At 61.5% G+C, this 19759-nt stretch carries 17 protein-coding genes; 9 read left to right on the top strand and 8 right to left on the bottom strand.

Going from position 1 to position 19759, the window contains the following annotated elements:
• The first annotated feature begins 317 nt into the window (after positions 1 to 317).
• The 4 genes from allD to allE all read left to right on the top strand — a co-directional run bounded on the left by allD (position 318) and on the right by allE (position 4887).
• On the top strand, positions 318 to 1367 hold the full coding sequence (gene allD / locus QDT79_RS09655) for an ureidoglycolate dehydrogenase (protein ID WP_060423493.1): 1050 nt from the start codon (positions 318 to 320) through the stop codon (positions 1365 to 1367).
• Positions 1368 to 1539: 172 nt separating this feature from the next.
• The gene (gene allC, locus QDT79_RS09650) at positions 1540 to 2787 is read left to right on the top strand and encodes an allantoate deiminase (protein WP_308316440.1); all 1248 of its coding nucleotides are present in this window, start codon (positions 1540 to 1542) and stop codon (positions 2785 to 2787) included.
• Complete coding sequence (locus QDT79_RS09645) at positions 2784 to 4043, top strand: MFS transporter (RefSeq protein WP_130017554.1); 1260 nt, start codon at positions 2784 to 2786, stop codon at positions 4041 to 4043. The genes allC and QDT79_RS09645 overlap by 4 nt, the downstream gene beginning before the upstream one ends.
• A gap of 58 nt (positions 4044 to 4101) precedes the next feature.
• The gene (gene allE, locus QDT79_RS09640; protein WP_308316439.1) at positions 4102 to 4887 is read left to right on the top strand and encodes a (S)-ureidoglycine aminohydrolase; all 786 of its coding nucleotides are present in this window, start codon (positions 4102 to 4104) and stop codon (positions 4885 to 4887) included.
• Positions 4888 to 4940: 53 nt separating this feature from the next.
• Here the strand turns inward: allE and QDT79_RS09635 are convergent, their stop codons facing one another.
• The 7 genes from QDT79_RS09635 to QDT79_RS09605 form a co-directional block, all read right to left on the bottom strand.
• Entirely contained in the window at positions 4941 to 6083 is a 1143-nt protein-coding gene (locus QDT79_RS09635) for a glycerate kinase (protein WP_063991009.1), read from the bottom strand.
• Between the two features lie 129 nt (positions 6084 to 6212).
• Positions 6213 to 7466: an MFS transporter gene (locus QDT79_RS09630; protein WP_308316438.1), complete on the bottom strand. Its 1254-nt coding sequence runs from the start codon at positions 7464 to 7466 to the stop codon at positions 6213 to 6215.
• A 254-nt stretch (positions 7467 to 7720) separates the two neighbouring features.
• On the bottom strand, positions 7721 to 8602 hold the full coding sequence (glxR, locus tag QDT79_RS09625; RefSeq protein WP_033647242.1) for a 2-hydroxy-3-oxopropionate reductase: 882 nt from the start codon (positions 8600 to 8602) through the stop codon (positions 7721 to 7723).
• Positions 8603 to 8612: 10 nt separating this feature from the next.
• Positions 8613 to 9392: a hydroxypyruvate isomerase gene (gene hyi, locus QDT79_RS09620; RefSeq protein ID WP_039566969.1), complete on the bottom strand. Its 780-nt coding sequence runs from the start codon at positions 9390 to 9392 to the stop codon at positions 8613 to 8615.
• A gap of 11 nt (positions 9393 to 9403) precedes the next feature.
• Entirely contained in the window at positions 9404 to 11185 is a 1782-nt protein-coding gene (gene gcl / locus QDT79_RS09615) for a glyoxylate carboligase (RefSeq protein ID WP_063991006.1), read from the bottom strand.
• Between the two features lie 119 nt (positions 11186 to 11304).
• Positions 11305 to 12120 (bottom strand): HTH-type transcriptional repressor AllR, encoded by an 816-nt coding sequence (gene allR, locus QDT79_RS09610; protein WP_308316437.1) that lies wholly within the window; start codon positions 12118 to 12120, stop codon positions 11305 to 11307.
• A 70-nt stretch (positions 12121 to 12190) separates the two neighbouring features.
• Positions 12191 to 12676, bottom strand: a complete 486-nt coding sequence (locus QDT79_RS09605) for an ureidoglycolate lyase (protein ID WP_308316436.1) — start codon at positions 12674 to 12676, stop codon at positions 12191 to 12193.
• A gap of 353 nt (positions 12677 to 13029) precedes the next feature.
• Here QDT79_RS09605 and allS point away from each other — a divergent pair, with 353 nt between their 5' ends.
• The 3 genes from allS (at position 13030) to QDT79_RS09590 (ending at position 15386) form a co-directional block, all read left to right on the top strand.
• A complete protein-coding gene (allS, locus tag QDT79_RS09600; RefSeq protein ID WP_308316435.1) occupies positions 13030 to 13944 on the top strand; it encodes an HTH-type transcriptional activator AllS in 915 nt (304 codons plus the stop codon).
• A 72-nt stretch (positions 13945 to 14016) separates the two neighbouring features.
• On the top strand, positions 14017 to 14922 hold the full coding sequence (locus QDT79_RS09595) for an SPFH domain-containing protein (protein ID WP_004940203.1): 906 nt from the start codon (positions 14017 to 14019) through the stop codon (positions 14920 to 14922).
• Between the two features lie 2 nt (positions 14923 to 14924).
• Positions 14925 to 15386 (top strand): NfeD family protein, encoded by a 462-nt coding sequence (locus QDT79_RS09590; protein ID WP_025301808.1) that lies wholly within the window; start codon positions 14925 to 14927, stop codon positions 15384 to 15386.
• Here the strand turns inward: QDT79_RS09590 and cueR are convergent.
• Positions 15383 to 15784 carry a Cu(I)-responsive transcriptional regulator gene (cueR, locus tag QDT79_RS09585; RefSeq protein ID WP_047728634.1) on the bottom strand — a complete coding sequence of 134 codons (402 nt, stop codon included), beginning with the start codon at positions 15782 to 15784 and terminating at the stop codon, positions 15383 to 15385. The two genes, QDT79_RS09590 and cueR, sit on opposite strands and share 4 nt — an antisense overlap.
• A 108-nt stretch (positions 15785 to 15892) precedes the next feature.
• Here cueR and copA point away from each other — a divergent pair, with 108 nt between their 5' ends.
• Positions 15893 to 18604, top strand: coding sequence for a copper-exporting P-type ATPase CopA (gene copA, locus QDT79_RS09580; protein ID WP_308316434.1), 2712 nt, complete (start codon positions 15893 to 15895; stop codon positions 18602 to 18604).
• A gap of 133 nt (positions 18605 to 18737) precedes the next feature.
• Positions 18738 to 19544: a TraB/GumN family protein gene (locus tag QDT79_RS09575; protein ID WP_130017551.1), complete on the top strand. Its 807-nt coding sequence runs from the start codon at positions 18738 to 18740 to the stop codon at positions 19542 to 19544.
• Positions 19545 to 19759 lie beyond the last annotated feature (215 nt).

Below are 19759 nucleotides of genomic sequence, written 5' to 3'. Positions count from 1 at the left end.
TTCCCGTACCGGCGGCACGGCGATGCATTGAATCCAGCGAAAAGGTTAATGATCAAGCTACAAATTAAAACCACGCCCAGAGGTGAGTACGGTCACACTTTATTCATTGTTAGAAAAAATAACTTAATCGCCTGAATATTAGTTAATCCAGACGGGAAAAAGCATTTATAAAAAAACTTCTAACAATGGCGATTTAATTCAACTAATTTTTAATCCAATCGGATAAAACGCATCTGGATCACATTATTCCCACCCGGTATTTATACATTACAACGCAGAGGCGAATTAAATAAACCGTAGTGATAAAAGGACTGTATATGAAGGTCTCTAAACAACAATTACATCAGCTTATCCAGCAAAAAATTCACGCCGCCGGCCTGAGCCAGGAACACGCCGGCATCGTCGCCGACGTGCTGGTTCATGCCGATGCGCGCGGCATTCATTCTCACGGCGCGGTCAGGGTCGAATACTATTCCGAACGCATCAGCAAAGGCGGCACCAACAATCACCCGCATTTCACCTTTGAAAAAACCGGTCCCTGCAGCGCCATTTTCGACGGCGACAACGGCGCCGGGCACGTGGCGGCCAAGCTGAGCATGGATCGCGCCATCGAGATGGCGAAAGAGAACGGCGTGGCGGTGGTGGGCGTACGCCGCATCGGCCACAGCGGGGCACTGTCGTACTTCGTGCAACAGGCGGCGCGCGCCGGCATGATCGGCATTTCGCTGTGCCAGTCCGATCCGATGGTGGTGCCGTACGGCGGCGCCGAAGTCTACTACGGCACCAACCCCATCGCCTTCTCCGCGCCGGGCGAAGGCGACGAGCTGATCACCTTCGATATGGCCACCACCGTACAGGCCTGGGGCAAAGTGCTGGACGCCCGCTCGCGCAACGCCGCCATCCCGGATACCTGGGCGGTGGACGCCGAGGGCAAGCACACCACCGATCCGTTCGCCGTCAGCGGGCTGCTGCCGATCGCCGGGCCGAAAGGCTACGGCCTGATGATGATGGTCGACGTGCTGTCGGGCATTTTGCTCGGCCTGCCGTTCGGCAAACACGTCAGCTCGATGTATCACGATCTCAGCGCCGGCCGGGAATTGGGCCAATTGCATATCGTTCTGAACCCGGGTTATTTCACCAACGAATCCGCATTCCGTAAAAATATCAGCCAGGTCATGAAAGAATTGAATGCCGTTAAGCCGGCGCCGGGCGTCAGCAAAGTGCTTTATCCAGGGCAGAACAGCCATGCGCGTGAAATGGAAAGCGAGAAAAACGGTATCGAAATCGTCGACGATATTTATCAATACTTAATTTCAAATGCTATTTACCAGCGTTCTTACGACCATAAAGATCCCTTCGCCAGTTAACGCACTCTTATTATCGTGGGCTTTTTACGCCGCGGCTCGCGGTTGATATGTCAGAGCCGGGGAGAAAAAAGAAAACCTTCATCAGCGCGCTCAGCGCAATAGGCCGGCCGGCGGCGAATAGCATCAGCCCTGGCCGCATCGCCGCTGAGACACAACATGCGGGCAGGTAAAAATGAAAGACTTCCAACAAGAAATCCGTGATATTTCCGGCTGGTTATCGAAAATCGGCGCCGATCCCAGCGGCGGCATGACGCGTCTGCTTTATACTCCGGAATGGATCGAAGCGCAGCACGCGTTGAAAAATACCTTCGAGGCCGCTGGGCTGAGCACCCATTTTGATGCGGTCGGCAACCTGTTCGGCCGACTGGAGGGCAGCAAATACCCCGACCAGGTGATTCTCTCCGGTTCGCACATCGACACGGTGGTCAACGGCGGCAACCTCGACGGCCAGTTCGGTATCGAAGCCGCCTTCATGGCGATCAAATACCTTAAAGACACCTACGGTCCGCCGCTACGCAGCCTGGAAGTCATCGCGCTGGCGGAAGAAGAAGGCAGCCGCTTCCCTTATGTGTTCTGGGGCAGCAAGAACATCGTCGGCCTGGCCCGGCGGGAAGACGTGCAGCACATTACGGACGCCAAGGGCGTCGGCTTCGTCAACGCCATGCGCGACGCCGGTTTCGATTTCCCCCCGCCGCATCAGCCGCTGCGCAGCGACATCGCGGCCTTCGTCGAGATCCATATCGAACAGGGCAAGGTTCTGGAAACCGAAGGCAAAACCATCGGCGTGGTGACCAGTATCGTCGGCCAACGGCGTTATGACGTGCGGCTGCAGGGCGAAGCCAACCACGCCGGCACCACCCCGATGAGCTACCGCCGGGATACCGTGCACGCCTTTAGCCGCATCTGCTGCGAATCGATCGCCAAGGCGCGCGCCGAGGGCGACCCGCTGGTGCTGACCTTCGGCAAGGTGGAGCCGAAGCCGAACACTGTCAACGTGGTGCCGGGCTTCACCCACTTCACCCTCGACTGCCGCCACACCGATCAGGCCGCGCTGCTGCGCTTCACACAGGAGATCGAGCAGGATATCCAGCGCATCTGCGCCGAGATGGGCATCGAGGCCGAGATCGATCTGTGGATGGACGAAGCGCCGATCCCGATGAACGAACAGCTGGTGGCCTGCGTTAGCCGCCTGTGCGAAACGCAGCGGCTGAATTACCGCATGATGCACAGCGGCGCCGGGCACGACTCGCAAATCTTCGCCCCGCGCGTGCCGACGGTGATGATATTCGTGCCGAGCATCGCCGGCATCAGCCATAACCCGGCGGAAAAAACCGCCGTCGCCGATTTGAACGAAGGGGTGAAAATCCTGGCGCAGACGCTGTATCAGCTGGCCTATACCGAACAGGGGGCCGAGGCATGAGCAACGACATCGACCCGCGCTACTGGAAAAAGATCGTCGTCGTGCTCTGTCTGGGCTGGGCGGTGATCTGGATCTATCGCACCGTCCTGACGCCGATCTTCCCCGAGATCCAACAAACCATCGGCGCGCACTCCAATGCGGAAATGGGGCTGATCGCCAGCTTCTACTTCTTCGCCTACACCGGGATGCAGATCCCGGCGGGCATCCTGGTGGACAAATTCGGCAAGAAGGTGGTGCTGATCCCGGGCTTCTGCCTGTTCATCATCGCCACGCTGCTGATCGGCAACGCCACCAGCCTGACCATGGTCTATGCCGGCAGCCTGCTGGCGGGCATGGGCTGCGGCTCGTATTACGGCTCGGCCTACTCCCTGTCGTCGGAGAATATCCCGCTGGAACGCCGAGGCCTGGCGACCGCGGTGATCAACAGCGGCTCGGCGCTCGGCATGGCCATCGGCCTGATCGCCTCCAGCCTGCTGGTGAAAAGCTTCAACATGAACTGGCAGATCATGCTGTTCATCATCACCGGCCTGCTGGTGGTGATGACGCTGGTGTTCGCCGTGGTCATCAAAGGCTCGCAGCCTCAAGCCGCGGCGGCCGTCAGCCAGACCGTTGCGCCGACGGCTGCCGAGCCCGAAGAGGACGGCCAGCCCAGCGGCCTGTTCAGCCTGCGCATGATCTCCGCCTACGCGATGTACTTCGCCACCTGCTACGGCTACTACATGATAGTCACCTGGCTGCCCTCGTTCCTGCAGCAGGAGCGCGGCTTTGAAGGGGTGGCCATCGGCTTCTCCTCCGCCCTGGTGGCGTTCGCGTCGGTGCCGGGCGCGCTGTTCTTCAGCCGCATGTCCGACCGTTTCCGCAACAAGAAGGTACAGCTGATCATTTTCCTCGAGCTGTGCGCGGCGGTGATGCTGGTTTGCACCGTCATTTCGCCGGACTCCACCATGCTGCTGATCAGCCTGATCCTGTACGGATTGCTGGGTAAACTGGCGGTCGATCCGATCATGATCTCCTTCGTCGCCGACAACGCGCCGAAGAAAGGCTATGGCACCAGCTTCGGCGTGTTCAACTTCTTCGGCATGTCCTCGTCGGTGATCGCCCCCTTCCTCACCGGCGTGATCTCCGACAGCACCGGCTCCAAGGTGATGGGTTTTTACATCTCCGCCGCCATCCTGCTGGTGGGCACCGCTATTTTCTTCACCGTCAACGTCTTGATGAAACGCACTACGGCAGCCCAAACGGCCACCGAGGCCTGACGGCGATTTTTTTACCGGGCGCCGCCGCGGCGCCCTTTCAACGATCAGGAGAATCAACGTGGGTTACTTCAACAATCAAACCGGTTATCCAACCGACATTCTGTCAACGCGCGCCATCATCAAACGCGGCAACTATGCGCTGATCCCGCCGAACGGTCTGGTGCGCAACGTCATTCCCGGTTTTGAAAACTGCGACGTCACCATCTTGTCGACGCCGAAACTGGGCGCCACCTTCGTCGATTATCTGGTGACGCTGCACGACTGCGGCCGCAACACCAAAGGCTTTGGCGGCGAAGAGATCGAAACCTTCGTGTACGTCATCGACGGCGCCATCACTGCTTCCGCCGACGCCACCGACTACCCGCTGACCGCCGGCGGCTACCTTTACTGCCCGGCGGGCGTCACGATCCGGCTGGAAAACGCCAACGGCGGTCAATCCAGCCGCCTGTTCCTCTACAAGCGCCGCTACCAGCGCATCAAGGGCTATGAAGCGCACGTGGTCAGCAACAACGTCGCCAACCTGGAGAAGATCCACTACGAGGGTATGAGCGAGGTGATCCTGCAGGATCTGCTGCCGAAAGATCTGGGCTTCGACATGAATATGCACATCCTCTCCTTCGCCCCCGGCGCCAGCCACGGCTACATCGAGACCCACGTGCAGGAACATGGCGCCTACATTCTCAGCGGTGCCGGCGTGTATAACCTGGACAATGAATGGATGCCGGTGAAGCAAGGCGACTACATCTTCATGGGCGCCTATGTGCAGCAGGCGGGCTATGCAGTGGGCCAGGAAACCTTCAGCTACATCTACTCCAAGGACTGCAACCGCGACGTCGAGCCGTAAGCGCTTCGCCGCCAAAACCAAGGCCACCTGCTCGCGCAGCGTGGCCTTCTTTTTTATCCCAATCGGCGGCCGATGCGCATCGCGCGGGCGATGTTGGCGGCGCTGCGCTGCAGGTTGAGTTCCCCTTGCGACAGCGCGACCTCCAGCGTACTCAGGCGCGGCAGAATGCTGAACATCGCGTCGATTCCCTGCGCGTGCAGCGCCTCCGCCCCGTCCTCCACCACGCCGGCCAACGCGATCATCGGCAGGCCGCGCGCGCGCGCCAGACGGGCGACGCCGGACAGCGCCTTGCCGCCCAGCGTTTGGCTGTCGATGCGTCCTTCGCCGGTGATCAGCAAATCAGCCTCCGCTAGCGCCTGCTCCAGGCCCAGCGCCGCCATCACGATCTCGATACCCGGCTTCAGCGTTGCGCCGAGAAACACCTGGCAGGCGATCCCCATGCCGCCCGCCGCCCCGCCGCCGGCGACGTGCCGCACGTCGTGACCGGTGCTCTGGCGGAGCACCTCGGCATACTGCGTCAGGCCCTGTTCCAACTGCGCCACCATCGCCGCCGTCGCGCCCTTCTGCGGCCCGAACACCGCCGCCGCGCCGCGCGGCCCCACCAGCGGATTGTCTACGTCGCAGGCGACCTCGATTCGGCACTGCCGCAGGCGCGCATCCAGCGTACTGAGATCGATTCCGCTCAGCGTCGCCAGCTCGCCGCCGCCCCACGGCAACGCCTTGCCGTCCGGGCGGTAGAAGCGCCCGCCCAGCGCCTGCACCATGCCGACGCCGCCATCCACCGTGGCGCTACCGCCGATGCCGAGGATCAGGTGGCGAATGCCCTGATCCAGTGCATGCCGGATCAGTTCACCGGTGCCGTAGCTGGTCGCCAGCAGCGGGTTACGGCGCGCCGCCGGCGTCAGCATCAATCCACTGGCCGCCGCCATTTCGATCACCGCCGTCTTGCCGTCGCCGCTGATGCCATAAAACGCCGTCACCCGTTCCCCCAGCGGCCCCGTCGCCGATACCGTCACCTTGCGCCCGCCGGTGGCGGCCACCAGCGCGTCCACCGTGCCTTCGCCGCCGTCGGCGATCGGCAGGCAGACGCACTCGGCATCGGGATAAACCTCGTGAAAGCCGCGCGCGATCGCCTGCGCCGCCCGTTCTGCGCTGACGCTTTCTTTAAATGAATCCGGTGCAATAACAATTTTCATGCTGCCTCCTTTATTCGAGACGAAATAAAAATGGCCATGCCTTCCCCCGCTGAAATAATCAGATGAGAAATGCATGGCGAAATAAAAATAAAACTGTTGCCGACTATTTAATGAAGCTGAAGGAAAGTGTTATTTATTGACCCATTTCGCCGGCACGCTGTAGGTTAATATCGCCCCCAGTATCATCATCGTCGACAAGACGCACATCGCCGCCAAATTGCTGTGGGTCAGCTGTTTGAAATAGCCGATGATATAAGGCGAAATAAAACCGCCGATATTGGCGATGGAATTGATGAGCGCAATGCCCGCCGCAGCGCAGGTGCCGGTAAAAATGGCGTTCGGCAGGCTCCAGAACAGCGGCGACGGCACCAGGCTCGACGCCACCGCCACGCACAGCGCCGCCATCACCACGTGCTTGTTGTCCGGGAACAGGCCGATAAAGATCAGCGACACCGCGGCGATGCAGAACGGCACGATGATGTGCCAGCGCCGCTCGCGATGCTTGTCCGAACTGCGTGCGGCCGCCAGCATTGCCACCACCGCCAGCATGTACGGCAGCATGGTCAGCAGGCCGATATCCATCACCGAGGTCACGCCGGTGTCGCGAATAATGGTCGGCACCCAAAACGCCAGCCCGCCCTGGCCCATCACGGTGCAGAAGCAAATCAGCCACATTTTGGTGAACGCGGACGATCTCAGCATGCTTTTCATCGTCCACTCCTGCCCGCCGGCGGCGCCCGGGCGCGGCGTGCTCTGCGCCATATCCTCTTTGATCAGCGCCTTCTCCTGCGAGCTGAGCCACTTGGCGCTCTGATAGGTATTATCCAGGAAACAGAAGATGACGATGGCGATCAGCAGCGCGCGCGGGCCGCTGATAAAGAACAGCCACTGCCAACCGGAGAGATTCATCAGGCCGTTCATGTGCTCGATGATCCACCCACACAGCGGGCCGCCGATGATGTTGCTGACCGGGATGCCGCATACGAACAGCGCCGTCATCTTGGCGCGCTGGCTGGACGGGAACCACAGCGTCAGATAGAGGATCACACCGGGGTAGAAGCCGGCCTCCGCCAGCCCCAGCAGGAAACGCGCCAGGTAGAATTGCCAGGGGTTGGTGATAAAGATGCTCAGCATCGAGATCGCCCCCCACACCACCATCAGCAGCGCGATGATCTTTCTGGCGCCGTAGCGGCTCAGCAGAATGTTACTGGGTACCCCGGCGATGATATAGCCGATGAAAAACACCCCGGCGCCCAGCCCGTAAACGGCTTCGGCCATCGAGACATTGCCGTTCAGAATATCGGGCATCATTTGGAATTTCGAAAACGAGATCCCAACCCGATCGAGATAACCGACGATATAGCTCACTAATAAAATGGGCATAATGCGCCAGGCGATTTTTCGATATAAACGGTTTTTGTCAGGGGCGGTAAGAATATCTTTATCAATAACAGCATTATCGGTTGCCATATTCAGTGTCTCCTCGGTTGGCATCCTGCTTTTTACTTTTTATTGTGCTGAATCATTTTTTATTGGATTGGCGGGGACCCTCTTTATTTATCATAAAGAGGGCGTTATTAATGTCGAACATCTCTGATTCTAACGATAAGCCGGCAAATCAAATGCCGGGGGTGCTCTTAGCCGGCCACCCGGTGGTTGCCCATGATTTCCAGCGCCCGCACCAGCGCGGAGTGATCCAGCTCGCCGTCGCCATTGGCGGCGCAGACGTTGAACAGCTCCTGGCAGGTGGCGGTATTCGGCAGGCTGAGCGCCAGCGCCTTCGCGCCCTGCAGCGCCAGGTTGAGATCCTTCTGGTGCAGCGAGATACGGAACCCCGGCGCGAACGCCCGCTTGATCATCCGCTCGCCGTGCACCTCCAGAATGCGCGACGAGGCGAAACCGCCCATCAGGGCTTCGCGCACCCGGGCCGGATCGGCGCCGGCGCGCGAGGCGAAGACCAGCGCCTCGGAGACCGCTTCGATAGTCAACGCCACGATGATCTGGTTGGCGACCTTGCAGGTTTGCCCGTCGCCGTTGCCGCCGATCAGCGTGATGTTCTTGCCCATCAGCGCCAGCAGCGGCTGCACCCGTTCGAAGGTCGCTTCCTCGCCGCCCACCATGATGGTCAGCGTGCCCTGTTTGGCGCCCACTTCGCCGCCGGAAACCGGCGCGTCCAGGTACTGGGCGCCCAGCTGGTTGATGCGCTGCGCAAACCGCTTGGTCTCCAGCGGTGAAATGGAGCTCATGTCCACCACCACTTTGCCGTTCAGCTTGCCGGCGGCGCAGCCGCGTTCACCGAACAGCACCTCCTCCACCTGCGGCGTATCCGGCACCATGATAAAGATCACGTCCGCCTCATCCGCCACCTGCTGCGGATCGCGGCAGGCGATGGCCCCTTGCTGCAACAGCGCCGCCGGCACCTCATGCCGGGTGTGGGCGTAAAGCGTGTGCCCACCCGCCAGCAGTTTTTCCGCCATCGGCGCGCCCATGATGCCCAGACCGATAAATCCCACTTTCATTTTCATCTCCTCAAGACAGGTATTTTTTAATCCATGACAGGCCGCTTTCCGTGGTGGTGAGCGGTTTGTATTCACAGCCGATCCAGCCGCGATAACCCATGCGATCCAGCTGCGCGAAGATAAACTCGCAGTTGATTTCGCCGGTGCCCGGCTCATGCCGCCCCGGGTTGTCGGCGACCTGAACGTGGTCGATCTTCGCCAGCAGGCGCTCGAGGGTCTGCGTCAGCTCCCCCTCCATGCGCTGCATGTGGTAAAGGTCGTACTGCAGATACAGGTTGGGGCTGCCGATCGCTTCGATCAGTTCGATCGCCTGCCGGGAGGTTTGCAGGTAGAACTGCGGCATGTCGTAGCGGTTGATCGGTTCGATCAACAGACGGATATTCTGCCGCGCCAGAGTGTCGGCGGCGTAGCTCAGGTTCTCCTTCACCCGTTCGTCGGTGGTGTGGCGGCTGACGGCGGGATCAGGATTGCCGATCAGGCAGTTGATGCGATCGCAGCCCAGCGCCTGCGCATACTCGATCGCGCGCCCGACGCCGTCGCGGAACTCCGCTTCACGCCCCGGCAAGCAGGCGATGCCCCGTTCGCCCGCCGCCCAGTCGCCGGCCGGCAGGTTGAACAGCACCTGGCTCAGGCGATGCGCCTCCAGTTCGCTGCGCAACGCGGCGATCGGGTAGTCATAGGGGAACATGTATTCCACCGCGCTGAAGCCCTGCTCCTTCGCCCGGCGGAAGCGCTGCATGAAATCGACTTCGGTGAACAGCATGGACAGGTTGGCTGAAAATTTCGGCATGGTAAGGCTCCTCAACGGTAATCAAAGAAGTTGACCGAGGTCGGCGCGTCTTCCGGCGTTGCCGCCACCGGTTCGAACTCGTTGACGTTATCCAGCTCGGTACCCATGGAAATATTGGTGACGCGCTCCAGGATGATTTCCACCACCACCGGCACCCGGTGCTGCTGCATCAGTTCCTGGGCCTGACGGAACGCCGGCGCGATCTCTTCCGGTTTGAACACCCGCAGCGCCTTGCAGCCCAGTCCTTCCGCCACCTTGACGTGATCGACGCCGTACTCGCCAATCTCCGCATTGTTGATGTTTTCAAACGACAGCTGCACGCAGTAATCCATATCGAACCCGCGCTGCGCCTGGCGGATCAGCCCCAGATAGGCGTTGTTCACCAGCACGTGGATATAGGGCAGCTTGAACTGTGCGCCGACCGCCAGCTCTTCGATCATGAATTGGAAATCATAGTCGCCCGACAGCGCGACCACCTTGCGCTGCGGATCGGCGGCGCATACGCCCAGCGCCGCAGGCAGCGTCCAGCCCAGCGGGCCGGCCTGGCCGGCGTTGATCCAGTGACGCGGCTCGAAAACGTGCAGCATTTGCGCGGCGGCGATCTGCGACAGCCCGATGGTGGTGACGTAGCAGGCGTCGCGGCCGAAGGCGCGGTTCATCTCTTCATACACCCGCTGCGGCTTGACCGGCACGTTGTCGAAGTGGGTTTTGCGCAGCAGCGTTTGCTTGCGCTGCAGGCAAGCGGCGCACCAGGCGTCGCGATTCGGCAACTCGCCGCGTTCGAAGCGGCGCTTTGCCGTGTCCACCAGCATTTGCAGCGCGATGCGCGCGTCGGAGACGATACCCAGATCCGGGCAGATCACCCGGCCAATCTGCGTCGGCTCGATATCGATGTGCACCACCTTGCGCCCGGCGGTGTACTTGTCCACCGAGCCGGTGTGGCGGTTGGCCCAGCGGTTGCCGATGCCGAACACCAGATCCGAATCCAGCAGGTTGGCGTTGCCGTAGCGGTGCGAGGTTTGCAGGCCCGCCATGCCCGCCATCAACGGGTGATCGTCCGCAATGGCGCCCCAGCCCATCAGCGTCGGGATCACCGGCACATTGCAGATCTCCGCCAGCTGCTGCAGCAGATCCGCCGCGTCGGCGTTGTGAATGCCGCCGCCGGCGATGATCAGCGGTTTTTTCGCCGCGCACAGCAGATCCAGCGCTTTGTCGATCTGCATCTGGGTGGCCGCCGGCTTATAGGCGGGCAGTGAAGAGTAGGTGTCCGGATCGAACTCGATCTCCGCCATCTGCACGTCGAACGGCAGATCGATCAGCACCGGGCCCGGTCGGCCGGAGCGCATCAGGTGAAACGCCTGTTGCAGCACGCGCGGCACCAGCGCCGGTTCCTGCACGGTGACCGCCATCTTGGTCACCGGCTTGGCGATCGATTCGATGTCTACCGCCTGAAAATCTTCTTTGTGCAAACGCGCACGCGGCGCCTGGCCGGTGATGCACAGGATCGGGATCGAATCGGCGGAGGCGGAGTAAAGCCCGGTGATCATGTCGGTGCCCGCCGGGCCGGAGGTGCCGATGCACACGCCGATGTTGCCGGCGGCGGCGCGAGTGTACCCTTCCGCCATGTGCGAGGCCCCTTCCACGTGCCGCGCCAGGTAGTGTTTGATGCCGCCGTGCCGCCGCATCGCATCGTAGAACGGGTTGATCGCCGCGCCGGGCACGCCGAACGCAGTGGTGATCCCTTCTTTTTCCAGCACGTGCATTGCCGCGTCTACCGCTCGCATAATTGCCATGTGATGCTCTCCTTAATTTATTGGAAAATTTTTCCAACTTAAAATTGCGGTCAAAAAAACCCGTTTGCTCATCAAACGGGGAGTCTTGCTTCGCGCCGGTTCAGCCCGGCGCGCGACGTTTACGCCCTGCTGCGCGATTCGCCCAGCGCGGCGCTGATATCTCTGGCCACTTCACCCACCAGTTCACCCAGCTCCTTGAACCGCTCCTTGCCGACTCGCGAACTCGGCCCTGAGATGGAGATGGCGGCGATCACGTTGTTGTTGCGATCGAAAATCGCCGAAGCCAGGCAGTTCAGGCCAAGCGCGTGCTCTTCATCGTCGATGGTGTAGCCCTGCGCCAGCGACTGATACAGATCCTTGCGCAGCAGGTTCACGCTGGTCAGCGTCTTCGGCGTGTAGGATTGCAGCCCCGAACGCACGATCAGATCCAGCATCTCCTCTTCCGCCAGCGGGTACAGCAGCGCCTTGCCGGCGCCCGAGGCGTGCAGCGGCAAACGGCTGCCCAGCGGCGCGCACATGCGCACCATCGCCTGACACTCGCATTGACGAATCAGCACCGCGTCGAAATTGTTGCGGATCGCCAGGTTGGCGGTCTCGCCGGACAGCAACATCAACCGGCGCATGAACGGCCCGGCCACCGATACCACATCGCGATCGTTCATGTAAGCGGAACCGACGGTGAACGACTGAATGCCGATATGCCACCAGCCCAGCTGTGGATCCTGAAAGACGAACTCCGATTTCTCCAGCACTTTCAACAATCTGAAGGTGGTGGACAGCGGCAACTCCAGCTTTTCGGACAGCACGGAAACCGACGAACTCCCCCCGGCGTTGGCCAGGTACTGGAGGATCTCCAGCCCGCGATCCAACGCCTGCGCCCCTTTGGTGGCACCGGCTTCGGTGGCGGGTCGTCCTTTCCTGCGTAATTCGGTCATTCAAGCTTCCTTTATCAGTAACGGCATGGGTGACGCTATGATAAACGCCCTGCGCGGCGTGCGGCCAGCGCTATGCCAAAACTATGCGATACGGCTCCGGCAAGCGGCTGACCACGCAGTTGTCGGCGCCCGCGCGATCGATAGTGAAAAAGTCGGTGACCTTCGCATAGGCAAACAGCGGGTGATGCCAGACGTTACGATGATAGTTGATCCCCTGCTTGCCGTTGGTGATAAAGGCGCGCAGCGTGCCGATGGGGATGGTGTCGCCCGGTTCGGCGACGATCACCACGAAGCGTTCGCCGTTCATCGGCACAAAGGCCTGCGACGAGAGCGGATGCTTTTCCAACAGGGAAAAGGTCATCGGCAGCTCGCTGGGTTCCGCCCGGTTGATGCTGGCGAGCACCCGGTTGCCGTCGGACACCTCTATCTTGGCGAGATCGTGATAACGCTCGGTTTTCCCGTCATTGATATGAAAGAAACGCGAGCCCTCTATCTGCAATACATCGCCGTAAGGCGCAAAGGCCGCCGGCGTTAATTCTTCGATGACTAAATCCATGTGATTCTCCAAAACGCATGACCCAGACGACGATTGAACGGCAATATTTCACCCAACGACTTCACTCTAGACAGCGCGTGGTGAATTTGACAGCATTTTTTTGGAAAATTTTTCCACAATAAGATCACCCGCACACTTTACGATCGAATAACAATATTAGTTGCGTTAAATCAATGAATTAAAAAATCACCTGATTCATCATCGGGCAAAATGGGGCGGCGCATATTCATCGCTATCGGATGATTCTGTGACCGGGATCGTGGGGTTGGGCTTTGCCGCTGCCTATCGCGCCGCAACATCAGTAGATTCTTCTCACCGATAACCGAAAAGGCGGTGTCAGCCAAGGACCCCACATGCTGGATCACGAAACCATTCGTTCGTTTATCAAAGTTGCCGAGTGCCAAAGCTTCTCGCGCGCGGCAGAATTGCTGCATAAAACCACCGCCACCATCAGCTACCGCATCAAAACGCTGGAAGAGAGCATCGGCACGCAGCTGTTTATCCGCACCACCCGCACCGTCAACCTGACGCCGGCCGGAGAATATTTACTGGAGCGCTGCCGCCAGTGGCACACCTGGTTGGACGCCATGCCGGGCGAACTGCGGCAAATCAACGACGGCGTAGAGCATCAGGTGAATATCGTGATCAACAACCTGCTGTACGACGCCGCCGCCGTGGCCGGGCTGTTGGCCCACCTGCACGACAAATACCCGTTCACCCAATTCCACATTTCTCGCCAGGTGTACATGGGCGTGTGGGACGCGCTGCTGAATGAGGATTGCCATCTGGCGATCGGCGCGGCGGGCAACGAATCGCTGGAAAACAGCATCAAGGTACTGCCGCTGGGCAAGATCGATTGGGTGTTCGCCATCTCGCCGACGCACCCGCTGGCCGCCGCTGCCGATCCGCTGAACGAAACGCAGCTGCGCCCTTACGCCGCGATCAACGTCGAAGATACCGCGCGCCATCTGGCCAAACGCACCGCCTGGCTACTGTCGGGCCAGCAGGAGATCAAGGTGCCGGATCTGCGCACCAAGCTGGAGTGCCATCTGCGCGGCCTCGGGATCGGTTTCCTTCCGCGCCAGCTGTGCCAAACTTACCTTGATAGCGGCGAGTTGGTGGCCAGGCAGCTCAAATATCCGCGCCAGCCCTCTCCCCTGTCGCTGGCCTGGTCCGACGCTCGCGGCGGTGAGGCGGTGCGCACCCTTATCAGCCTGTTCCAGACGCGGGATCCGCTGATCGCGGGTTTGGTCGGCGCCCTGGATTAAGTCGCGGTAACGGTAGGCATTTTTCCGGCGCTGACGTAATATCTGTTTACATATGTCTGACAGGAGGTTTGCATGCTTACTTTTATTCCCATCGTGATCGTCGTCGCGCTGATTGTGGTGTTCGCCGGCGTCAAAATTGTGCCGCAGGGGTTCCAATGGACGGTAGAACGCTTCGGCCGCTACACCAAAACGCTGATGCCGGGCCTGAACCTGGTGGTGCCGTTCATGGACCGCATCGGCCGTAAAATCAACATGATGGAGCAGGTGCTGGACATTCCCTCGCAGGAGGTGATTTCCCGCGATAACGCCAACGTCGCCATCGACGCGGTGTGCTTTATCCAGGTGGTCGATCCGGCACGCGCCGCCTACGAGGTCAGCAACCTCGAACAGGCGATCGTCAACCTCACCATGACCAACTTTCGTACCGTGCTCGGCTCGATGGAGCTGGACGAAATGCTGTCGCAACGCGACAGCATCAACAGCCGCCTGCTGCACATCGTCGATGAAGCGACCAATCCGTGGGGAGTGAAAATCACCCGTATCGAGATCCGCGACGTGCGACCACCGGCGGAACTGATCGCCTCGATGAACGCCCAGATGAAGGCCGAACGTACTAAACGTGCCGACATCCTCGAGGCGGAAGGGGTGCGTCAGGCGGCCATTCTGCGCGCCGAAGGGGAGAAACAATCGCAGATCCTGAAGGCCGAGGGCGAACGCCAGTCGGCGTTCCTGCAGGCGGAAGCGCGTGAACGCGCCGCCGAGGCCGAGGCGCGCGCCACCCAGCTGGTGTCCGACGCCATCGCCAGCGGTAACATTCAGGCGGTGAACTACTTCGTGGCGCAGAAATACACCGACGCGCTGCAGAAGATCGGTTCCTCCAACAACAGCAAAGTGGTGATGATGCCGCTGGATGCCAGCAGCCTGCTCGGCTCGATCGGCGGCATTACCGAACTGCTGAAAGAAAGCAAAGGCAAATAATCATGCTCGAACTGATCGCGGCGAATCCGCTGTGGTTTTGGCTCTCCCTCGGGGGCGTGTTGCTGGCGGCGGAAATGCTCGGCGCCGGCGGCTACCTGCTGTGGAGCGGCGTGGCGGCGCTGTTGGTCGGTGCTCTGATCTGGCTGCTGCCGCCGCTTTCCTGGGCGTGGCAGGGCATGATCTTCGCCGTCCTGACCGTCGTCGTCGCCTACCTGTGGTGGTACTGGCTGCGCCGGCGCCCGGCGGCCGCATCCGGCGGTTCGCCGGTGCTCAACCAGCGCAACCGCCAGCTGATCGGCACCCGCGCTACGCTGACGGAGCCGATGCACAACGGCATGGGGCGCATCAATATCGGCGACAGCAGTTGGCGCGCGCAAGCGGCAGAAGATCTGCCCGCCGGCACCGAAGTGGAAGTGGTGGCGGTGGAAGGCGTCACGCTGGTGATCCGCGCCATCAGCCGTTAATTCGAACGACAGCACCCCGCCAGGTTATTGATGATGGGGCACTCCGCCCCCTCGTCGCCCGGGCATTGGTCGGCCAGCGCCAGCAGGCGTTGGCGCATTTCGCCCAGTTCGCTGATGTGCCTTTCAATCTCCGCCACCTTCTGCAACGTGCGCGCCTTCACGTCGGCGCTGTGGCGGGCCGGATCGTTGAACAACGCCACCAGCTCGCGGCACTCGTCGAGGTTGAAGCCCACCTGCCGCGCCTGGCGCAGCAGCGTCAGCTCTTCGACGTGCCTGGCGGAATAGTGGCGATAACCGTTATCGCTGCGGATCGGGGCGGTAATCAGCGCTTTCTCTTCGTAAAAACGAATCGTCTTGCTGGTTAACCCGGTTTTTTTCGCGACGTCGCTAATATTCATTTTCCCTCCTTGACCTTACCCTTGCTGGAAGGTTTAAGCTCCATTCTTAGTGAAAACAGGTCAGGCGGTCAACCTTTAAACACCGCCTTCTACGCAAGGAGTCCAATCATGTCACACACCACTATGCTGGCGTTGCAGGGGCTGTCCTGCATGAACTGCGCGCAGCGGGTGAAAAAAGCCCTGGAAAGCCGCAGCGATGTCGAACAGGCGGACGTTAACGTACATTACGCCAAAGTGACCGGCGACGCGCCGGACAGCGCGCTGATCGACAGCGTGATTGCCGCCGGTTATCAAGCCGAGGTCGCGCCGCACGCCGATACCGAACTGCAACTGAGCGGCCTGAGCTGCATGCACTGCGTCGGCACCACCCGCAAAGCGCTGGAAGCGGTGCCGGGCGTGTTCGCCGCCGAGGTCGAGATCGACAGCGCGAAAGTGTACGGCGATGCCGATCCACAGGCGCTGATCGCCGCGGTGGAAGATGCCGGTTATCACGCCAGCGTGGCGAGCGCCGTCGCCCCAAAAACTGAGCCGTTGACTGACGCAACACCTTCGTTGCCGGACGTTCAGCCAGCGGCGCAATCTCCCCTTCCGGCAACCGACGGCGCGGACGACAGCGTACAGCTGCTGCTCAGCGGCATGACCTGCGCCAGCTGCGTAAATAAAGTGCAGCAGGCGCTGCAAAGCGTTCCCGGCGTAGAGCACGCACGCGTCAACCTGGCGGAACGCAGCGCGCTGGTGACCGGCGGCGCCGATGCGCAGGCGCTGGTGGCGGCGGTGAAAAAAGCCGGCTACGGTGCCGAAATGATTCAGGACGAGACCGAACGCCGCGAGCGCCAGCAGCAGACCGCACGCGCCAACATGAAGCGCTTTAGCTGGCAGGCGGCGCTGGGTCTGGCGTTGGGTATCCCGCTGATGGCCTGGGGGCTGTTCGGCGGCAGCATGACGCTGACGCCGGAAACCCAGCGGCCCTGGCTGCTGGTCGGCGTTATCACTCTGGCGGTGATGGTGTTCGCCGGTGGGCACTTCTACCGCAACGCCTGGCGCGCGCTGATGAACGGCAGCGCCACCATGGATACCCTGGTGGCGCTCGGCACCGGCGCCGCCTGGCTCTATTCGATCGCCGTCAACATTTGGCCCGATTTCTTCCCGATGGCAGCGCGTCACCTCTATTACGAGGCCAGCGCGATGATCATCGGTTTGATCAACCTCGGCCATGCGCTGGAGCAGCGCGCTCGTCAGCGTTCTTCGCAGGCGCTGGAGCGGTTGCTGGATCTGACGCCGCCTACCGCGCGCCTGGTGACCGACGACGGCGAGCGCGATATCCCACTGGCGGAGGTGCAGCTCGGCATGACGCTGCGGCTGACCACCGGCGATCGCGTGCCGGTCGACGGTGACATCGTGCAGGGCGAAGTCTGGCTCGATGAAGCGATGCTGACCGGCGAAGCGGTGCCGCAGCAGAAAGGCCCCGGCGATACGGTGCATGCCGGGACAGTAGTCGACGACGGCAGCGTGCTGTTCCGCGCCGCCGCCATCGGCAGCCAAACCACGCTGGCGCGCATCATCAAACTGGTGCGTCAGGCGCAGAGCAGTAAACCGGCGATCGGCCAACTGGCCGACCGCGTCTCGGCGGTGTTCGTGCCGGCGGTGGTAGCGATCGCCCTGTTCAGCGCGGCGATGTGGTACTTCTTCGGCCCGCAGCCGCAGCTGGTCTACACGCTGGTGATCGCCACCACGGTGCTGATCATCGCCTGCCCGTGCGCCTTGGGCCTGGCGACGCCGATGTCGATCATCTCCGGCGTCGGCCGCGCGGCGGAGTTCGGCGTGCTGGTACGCGACGCCGACGCCCTGCAGCAGGCCAGCCAGCTGGACACCCTGGTGTTCGACAAAACCGGCACCCTGACCGAAGGGAAACCGCAGGTGGTGGACATCCTCACTTTCAATCAGGTCAGCGAGCAGCAGGCGATCGGCTGGGCCGCCGCGCTGGAGCAAGGTTCCAACCACCCGCTGGCGCGCGCCATCATGGAACGCGCCAGCGGGCAAACCCTGCCGCAGGTCGCGCAGTTCCGCACCCTGCGCGGCGCTGGCGTCAGCGGGGAGATCGACGGCGTGCAGCTGCTGCTGGGCAACGCCGCGCTGCTGGAGCAGCATCAGGTTGCGACCGCCGAACTGGAGGCGCCGATGCGCGCCCAGGCCGAACGCGGCGTGACGCCGGTGCTGCTGGCCGTTGACGGTAAACCGGCCGCGCTGTTCGCCATTCGCGATCCGCTGCGCGAGGACAGCGTCGCGGCGCTGCAGCGCCTGCACCAGCAGGGATATCAGTTGGTAATGCTGACCGGCGACAACCCGGTGACCGCCAACGCCATCGCCAAAGAGGCCGGTATCGATCGGGTGATTGCCGGAGTGCTGCCGGACGGCAAAGCGGCGGCGATCAAGCAGCTGCAGGCGCAGGGCCAGCGCGTGGCGATGGTCGGCGACGGCATCAACGACGCCCCGGCGCTGGCGCAGGCCGACGTGGGCATCGCGATGGGCGGCGGCAGCGACATCGCCATCGAGACCGCCGCCATCACCCTGATGCGCCACAGCCTGCACGGCGTGGCGGATGCGGTGGAACTGTCGAAGGCCACGCTGCGCAACATGAAGCAGAACCTGTTCGGCGCCTTTATCTACAATACGCTGGGCATCCCGATCGCCGCCGGCGTGCTTTACCCGCTGACCGGCACGCTGCTCAGCCCGGTGGTGGCGGGCGCGGCGATGGCGCTGTCGTCGATTACCGTCGTCAGCAATGCCAACCGGCTGCTGCGTTTTAAACCCAGGAAGTGATCGCCGGGGCGCCGTCATGGCGCCCCGCCGTTTTCCGGGCTTTCCTGCGCGGCGGATAGCGTTTAGCATGAATGATGATTTTCTCTCGCCTTTCATGCTGAAACGCGCACCCGTTATTCAGGAGCCACGCCGTATGGGTCAACTGTTACGCCGCCTCGCCGCCTTTCTCGGCCTGATCTCCCCCAAACGTTATGCTTATCCGGCGCTGGACATCACTCTGTCGGGCGATCGTCGGCTGCATCTGGTGGGCAGCATCCATATGGGCACCGTCGATATGTCGCCGTTGCCGCCCCGGCTGACCGCCCGGCTGCAACAGGCCGACGCGCTGATCGTCGAAGCCGATATCACCGGCGCCGCCTCCCCTTTCGACCACGCAGAACAGCAGCCGGCGCTGGAACAGCGTCTGTCCGCCGAAGAATTTCAACGGCTGCTGACGCTGTGCCACGAGTTGGGCACCGATCCGCACGCCTTCGCCACCCTGCCCGGCTGGCAGGTGGCGCTGATGATGCAGGCGCGCCAGGCTCAGCGTCTGGGGCTGCGGGCAGAGTACGGCGTGGACTATCAGCTGCTGCAGGCCGCCAGGGCGCAGGACAAACCGGTGATCGAACTGGAAGGGGCGCAGCAGCAGTTGGCGATGCTGGAACAGCTGCCGGAAGGCGGCATTGCGCTGCTGCGCGATACGCTGGAACACTGGCACACCAACGCGCGGCTGCTGCAAACCATGGTGAGCTGGTGGCTGGACGCCAAACCGCGCGGCACGCTGGACACCCTGCCCGCCACCTTCAGCGCCGGGCTGTATGACGTGCTGATGCATCAGCGCAATCGCGACTGGCGGCGTCAGCTGGAGGCGCTGCCGGCCGGGGACTATGTGGTGGCGGTTGGCGCATTGCACCTGTACGGCGAGGATAACCTGCCGGCGATGCTGCAGCCGCAGGGCTAAAAAAGAGGCCAATATCGCTATTGGCCAGTCAAAGAGGAATTTCTTGTATTCTAGTTATACGCATAGCAACCGTGTTAACGGTTACAACAAACAGGGTAGCAACCCCGTGAATATCTTGGCAACCCGCTTTATGTAACAGCCGCTCAGGTTGCCGTACAGGTTGGATTTTTGTATTTTTAAGACTGGTTATCACCCTTCCCCTACAGGGACATTCT

This window comes from Serratia marcescens (assembly GCF_029846115.1).
Classification (GTDB): domain Bacteria; phylum Pseudomonadota; class Gammaproteobacteria; order Enterobacterales; family Enterobacteriaceae; genus Serratia; species Serratia marcescens_L.
The sequence above is the reverse complement of the archived record's forward strand: the minus strand, read 5'-3'. Positions and strand labels throughout refer to the sequence as shown.

What these genes read in the sequence shown, in the direction of transcription:
- allD (WP_060423493.1), top strand. Translation starts at nt 318, where the DNA reads ATGAAGGTCTCTAAACAACAATTACATCAGCTTATCCAGCAAAAAATT.
- allC (WP_308316440.1), top strand. Translation starts at nt 1,540, where the DNA reads ATGAAAGACTTCCAACAAGAAATCCGTGATATTTCCGGCTGGTTATCG.
- QDT79_RS09645 (WP_130017554.1), top strand. Translation starts at nt 2,784, where the DNA reads ATGAGCAACGACATCGACCCGCGCTACTGGAAAAAGATCGTCGTCGTG.
- QDT79_RS09635 (WP_063991009.1), bottom strand. Translation starts at nt 6,083, where the DNA reads ATGAAAATTGTTATTGCACCGGATTCATTTAAAGAAAGCGTCAGCGCA.
- QDT79_RS09630 (WP_308316438.1), bottom strand. Translation starts at nt 7,466, where the DNA reads ATGCCCATTTTATTAGTGAGCTATATCGTCGGTTATCTCGATCGGGTT.
- glxR (WP_033647242.1), bottom strand. Translation starts at nt 8,602, where the DNA reads ATGAAAGTGGGATTTATCGGTCTGGGCATCATGGGCGCGCCGATGGCG.
- hyi (WP_039566969.1), bottom strand. Translation starts at nt 9,392, where the DNA reads ATGCCGAAATTTTCAGCCAACCTGTCCATGCTGTTCACCGAAGTCGAT.
- gcl (WP_063991006.1), bottom strand. Translation starts at nt 11,185, where the DNA reads ATGGCAATTATGCGAGCGGTAGACGCGGCAATGCACGTGCTGGAAAAA.
- allR (WP_308316437.1), bottom strand. Translation starts at nt 12,120, where the DNA reads ATGACCGAATTACGCAGGAAAGGACGACCCGCCACCGAAGCCGGTGCC.
- QDT79_RS09605 (WP_308316436.1), bottom strand. Translation starts at nt 12,676, where the DNA reads ATGGATTTAGTCATCGAAGAATTAACGCCGGCGGCCTTTGCGCCTTAC.
- allS (WP_308316435.1), top strand. Translation starts at nt 13,030, where the DNA reads ATGCTGGATCACGAAACCATTCGTTCGTTTATCAAAGTTGCCGAGTGC.
- QDT79_RS09595 (WP_004940203.1), top strand. Translation starts at nt 14,017, where the DNA reads ATGCTTACTTTTATTCCCATCGTGATCGTCGTCGCGCTGATTGTGGTG.
- QDT79_RS09590 (WP_025301808.1), top strand. Translation starts at nt 14,925, where the DNA reads ATGCTCGAACTGATCGCGGCGAATCCGCTGTGGTTTTGGCTCTCCCTC.
- cueR (WP_047728634.1), bottom strand. Translation starts at nt 15,784, where the DNA reads ATGAATATTAGCGACGTCGCGAAAAAAACCGGGTTAACCAGCAAGACG.
- copA (WP_308316434.1), top strand. Translation starts at nt 15,893, where the DNA reads ATGTCACACACCACTATGCTGGCGTTGCAGGGGCTGTCCTGCATGAAC.
- QDT79_RS09575 (WP_130017551.1), top strand. Translation starts at nt 18,738, where the DNA reads ATGGGTCAACTGTTACGCCGCCTCGCCGCCTTTCTCGGCCTGATCTCC.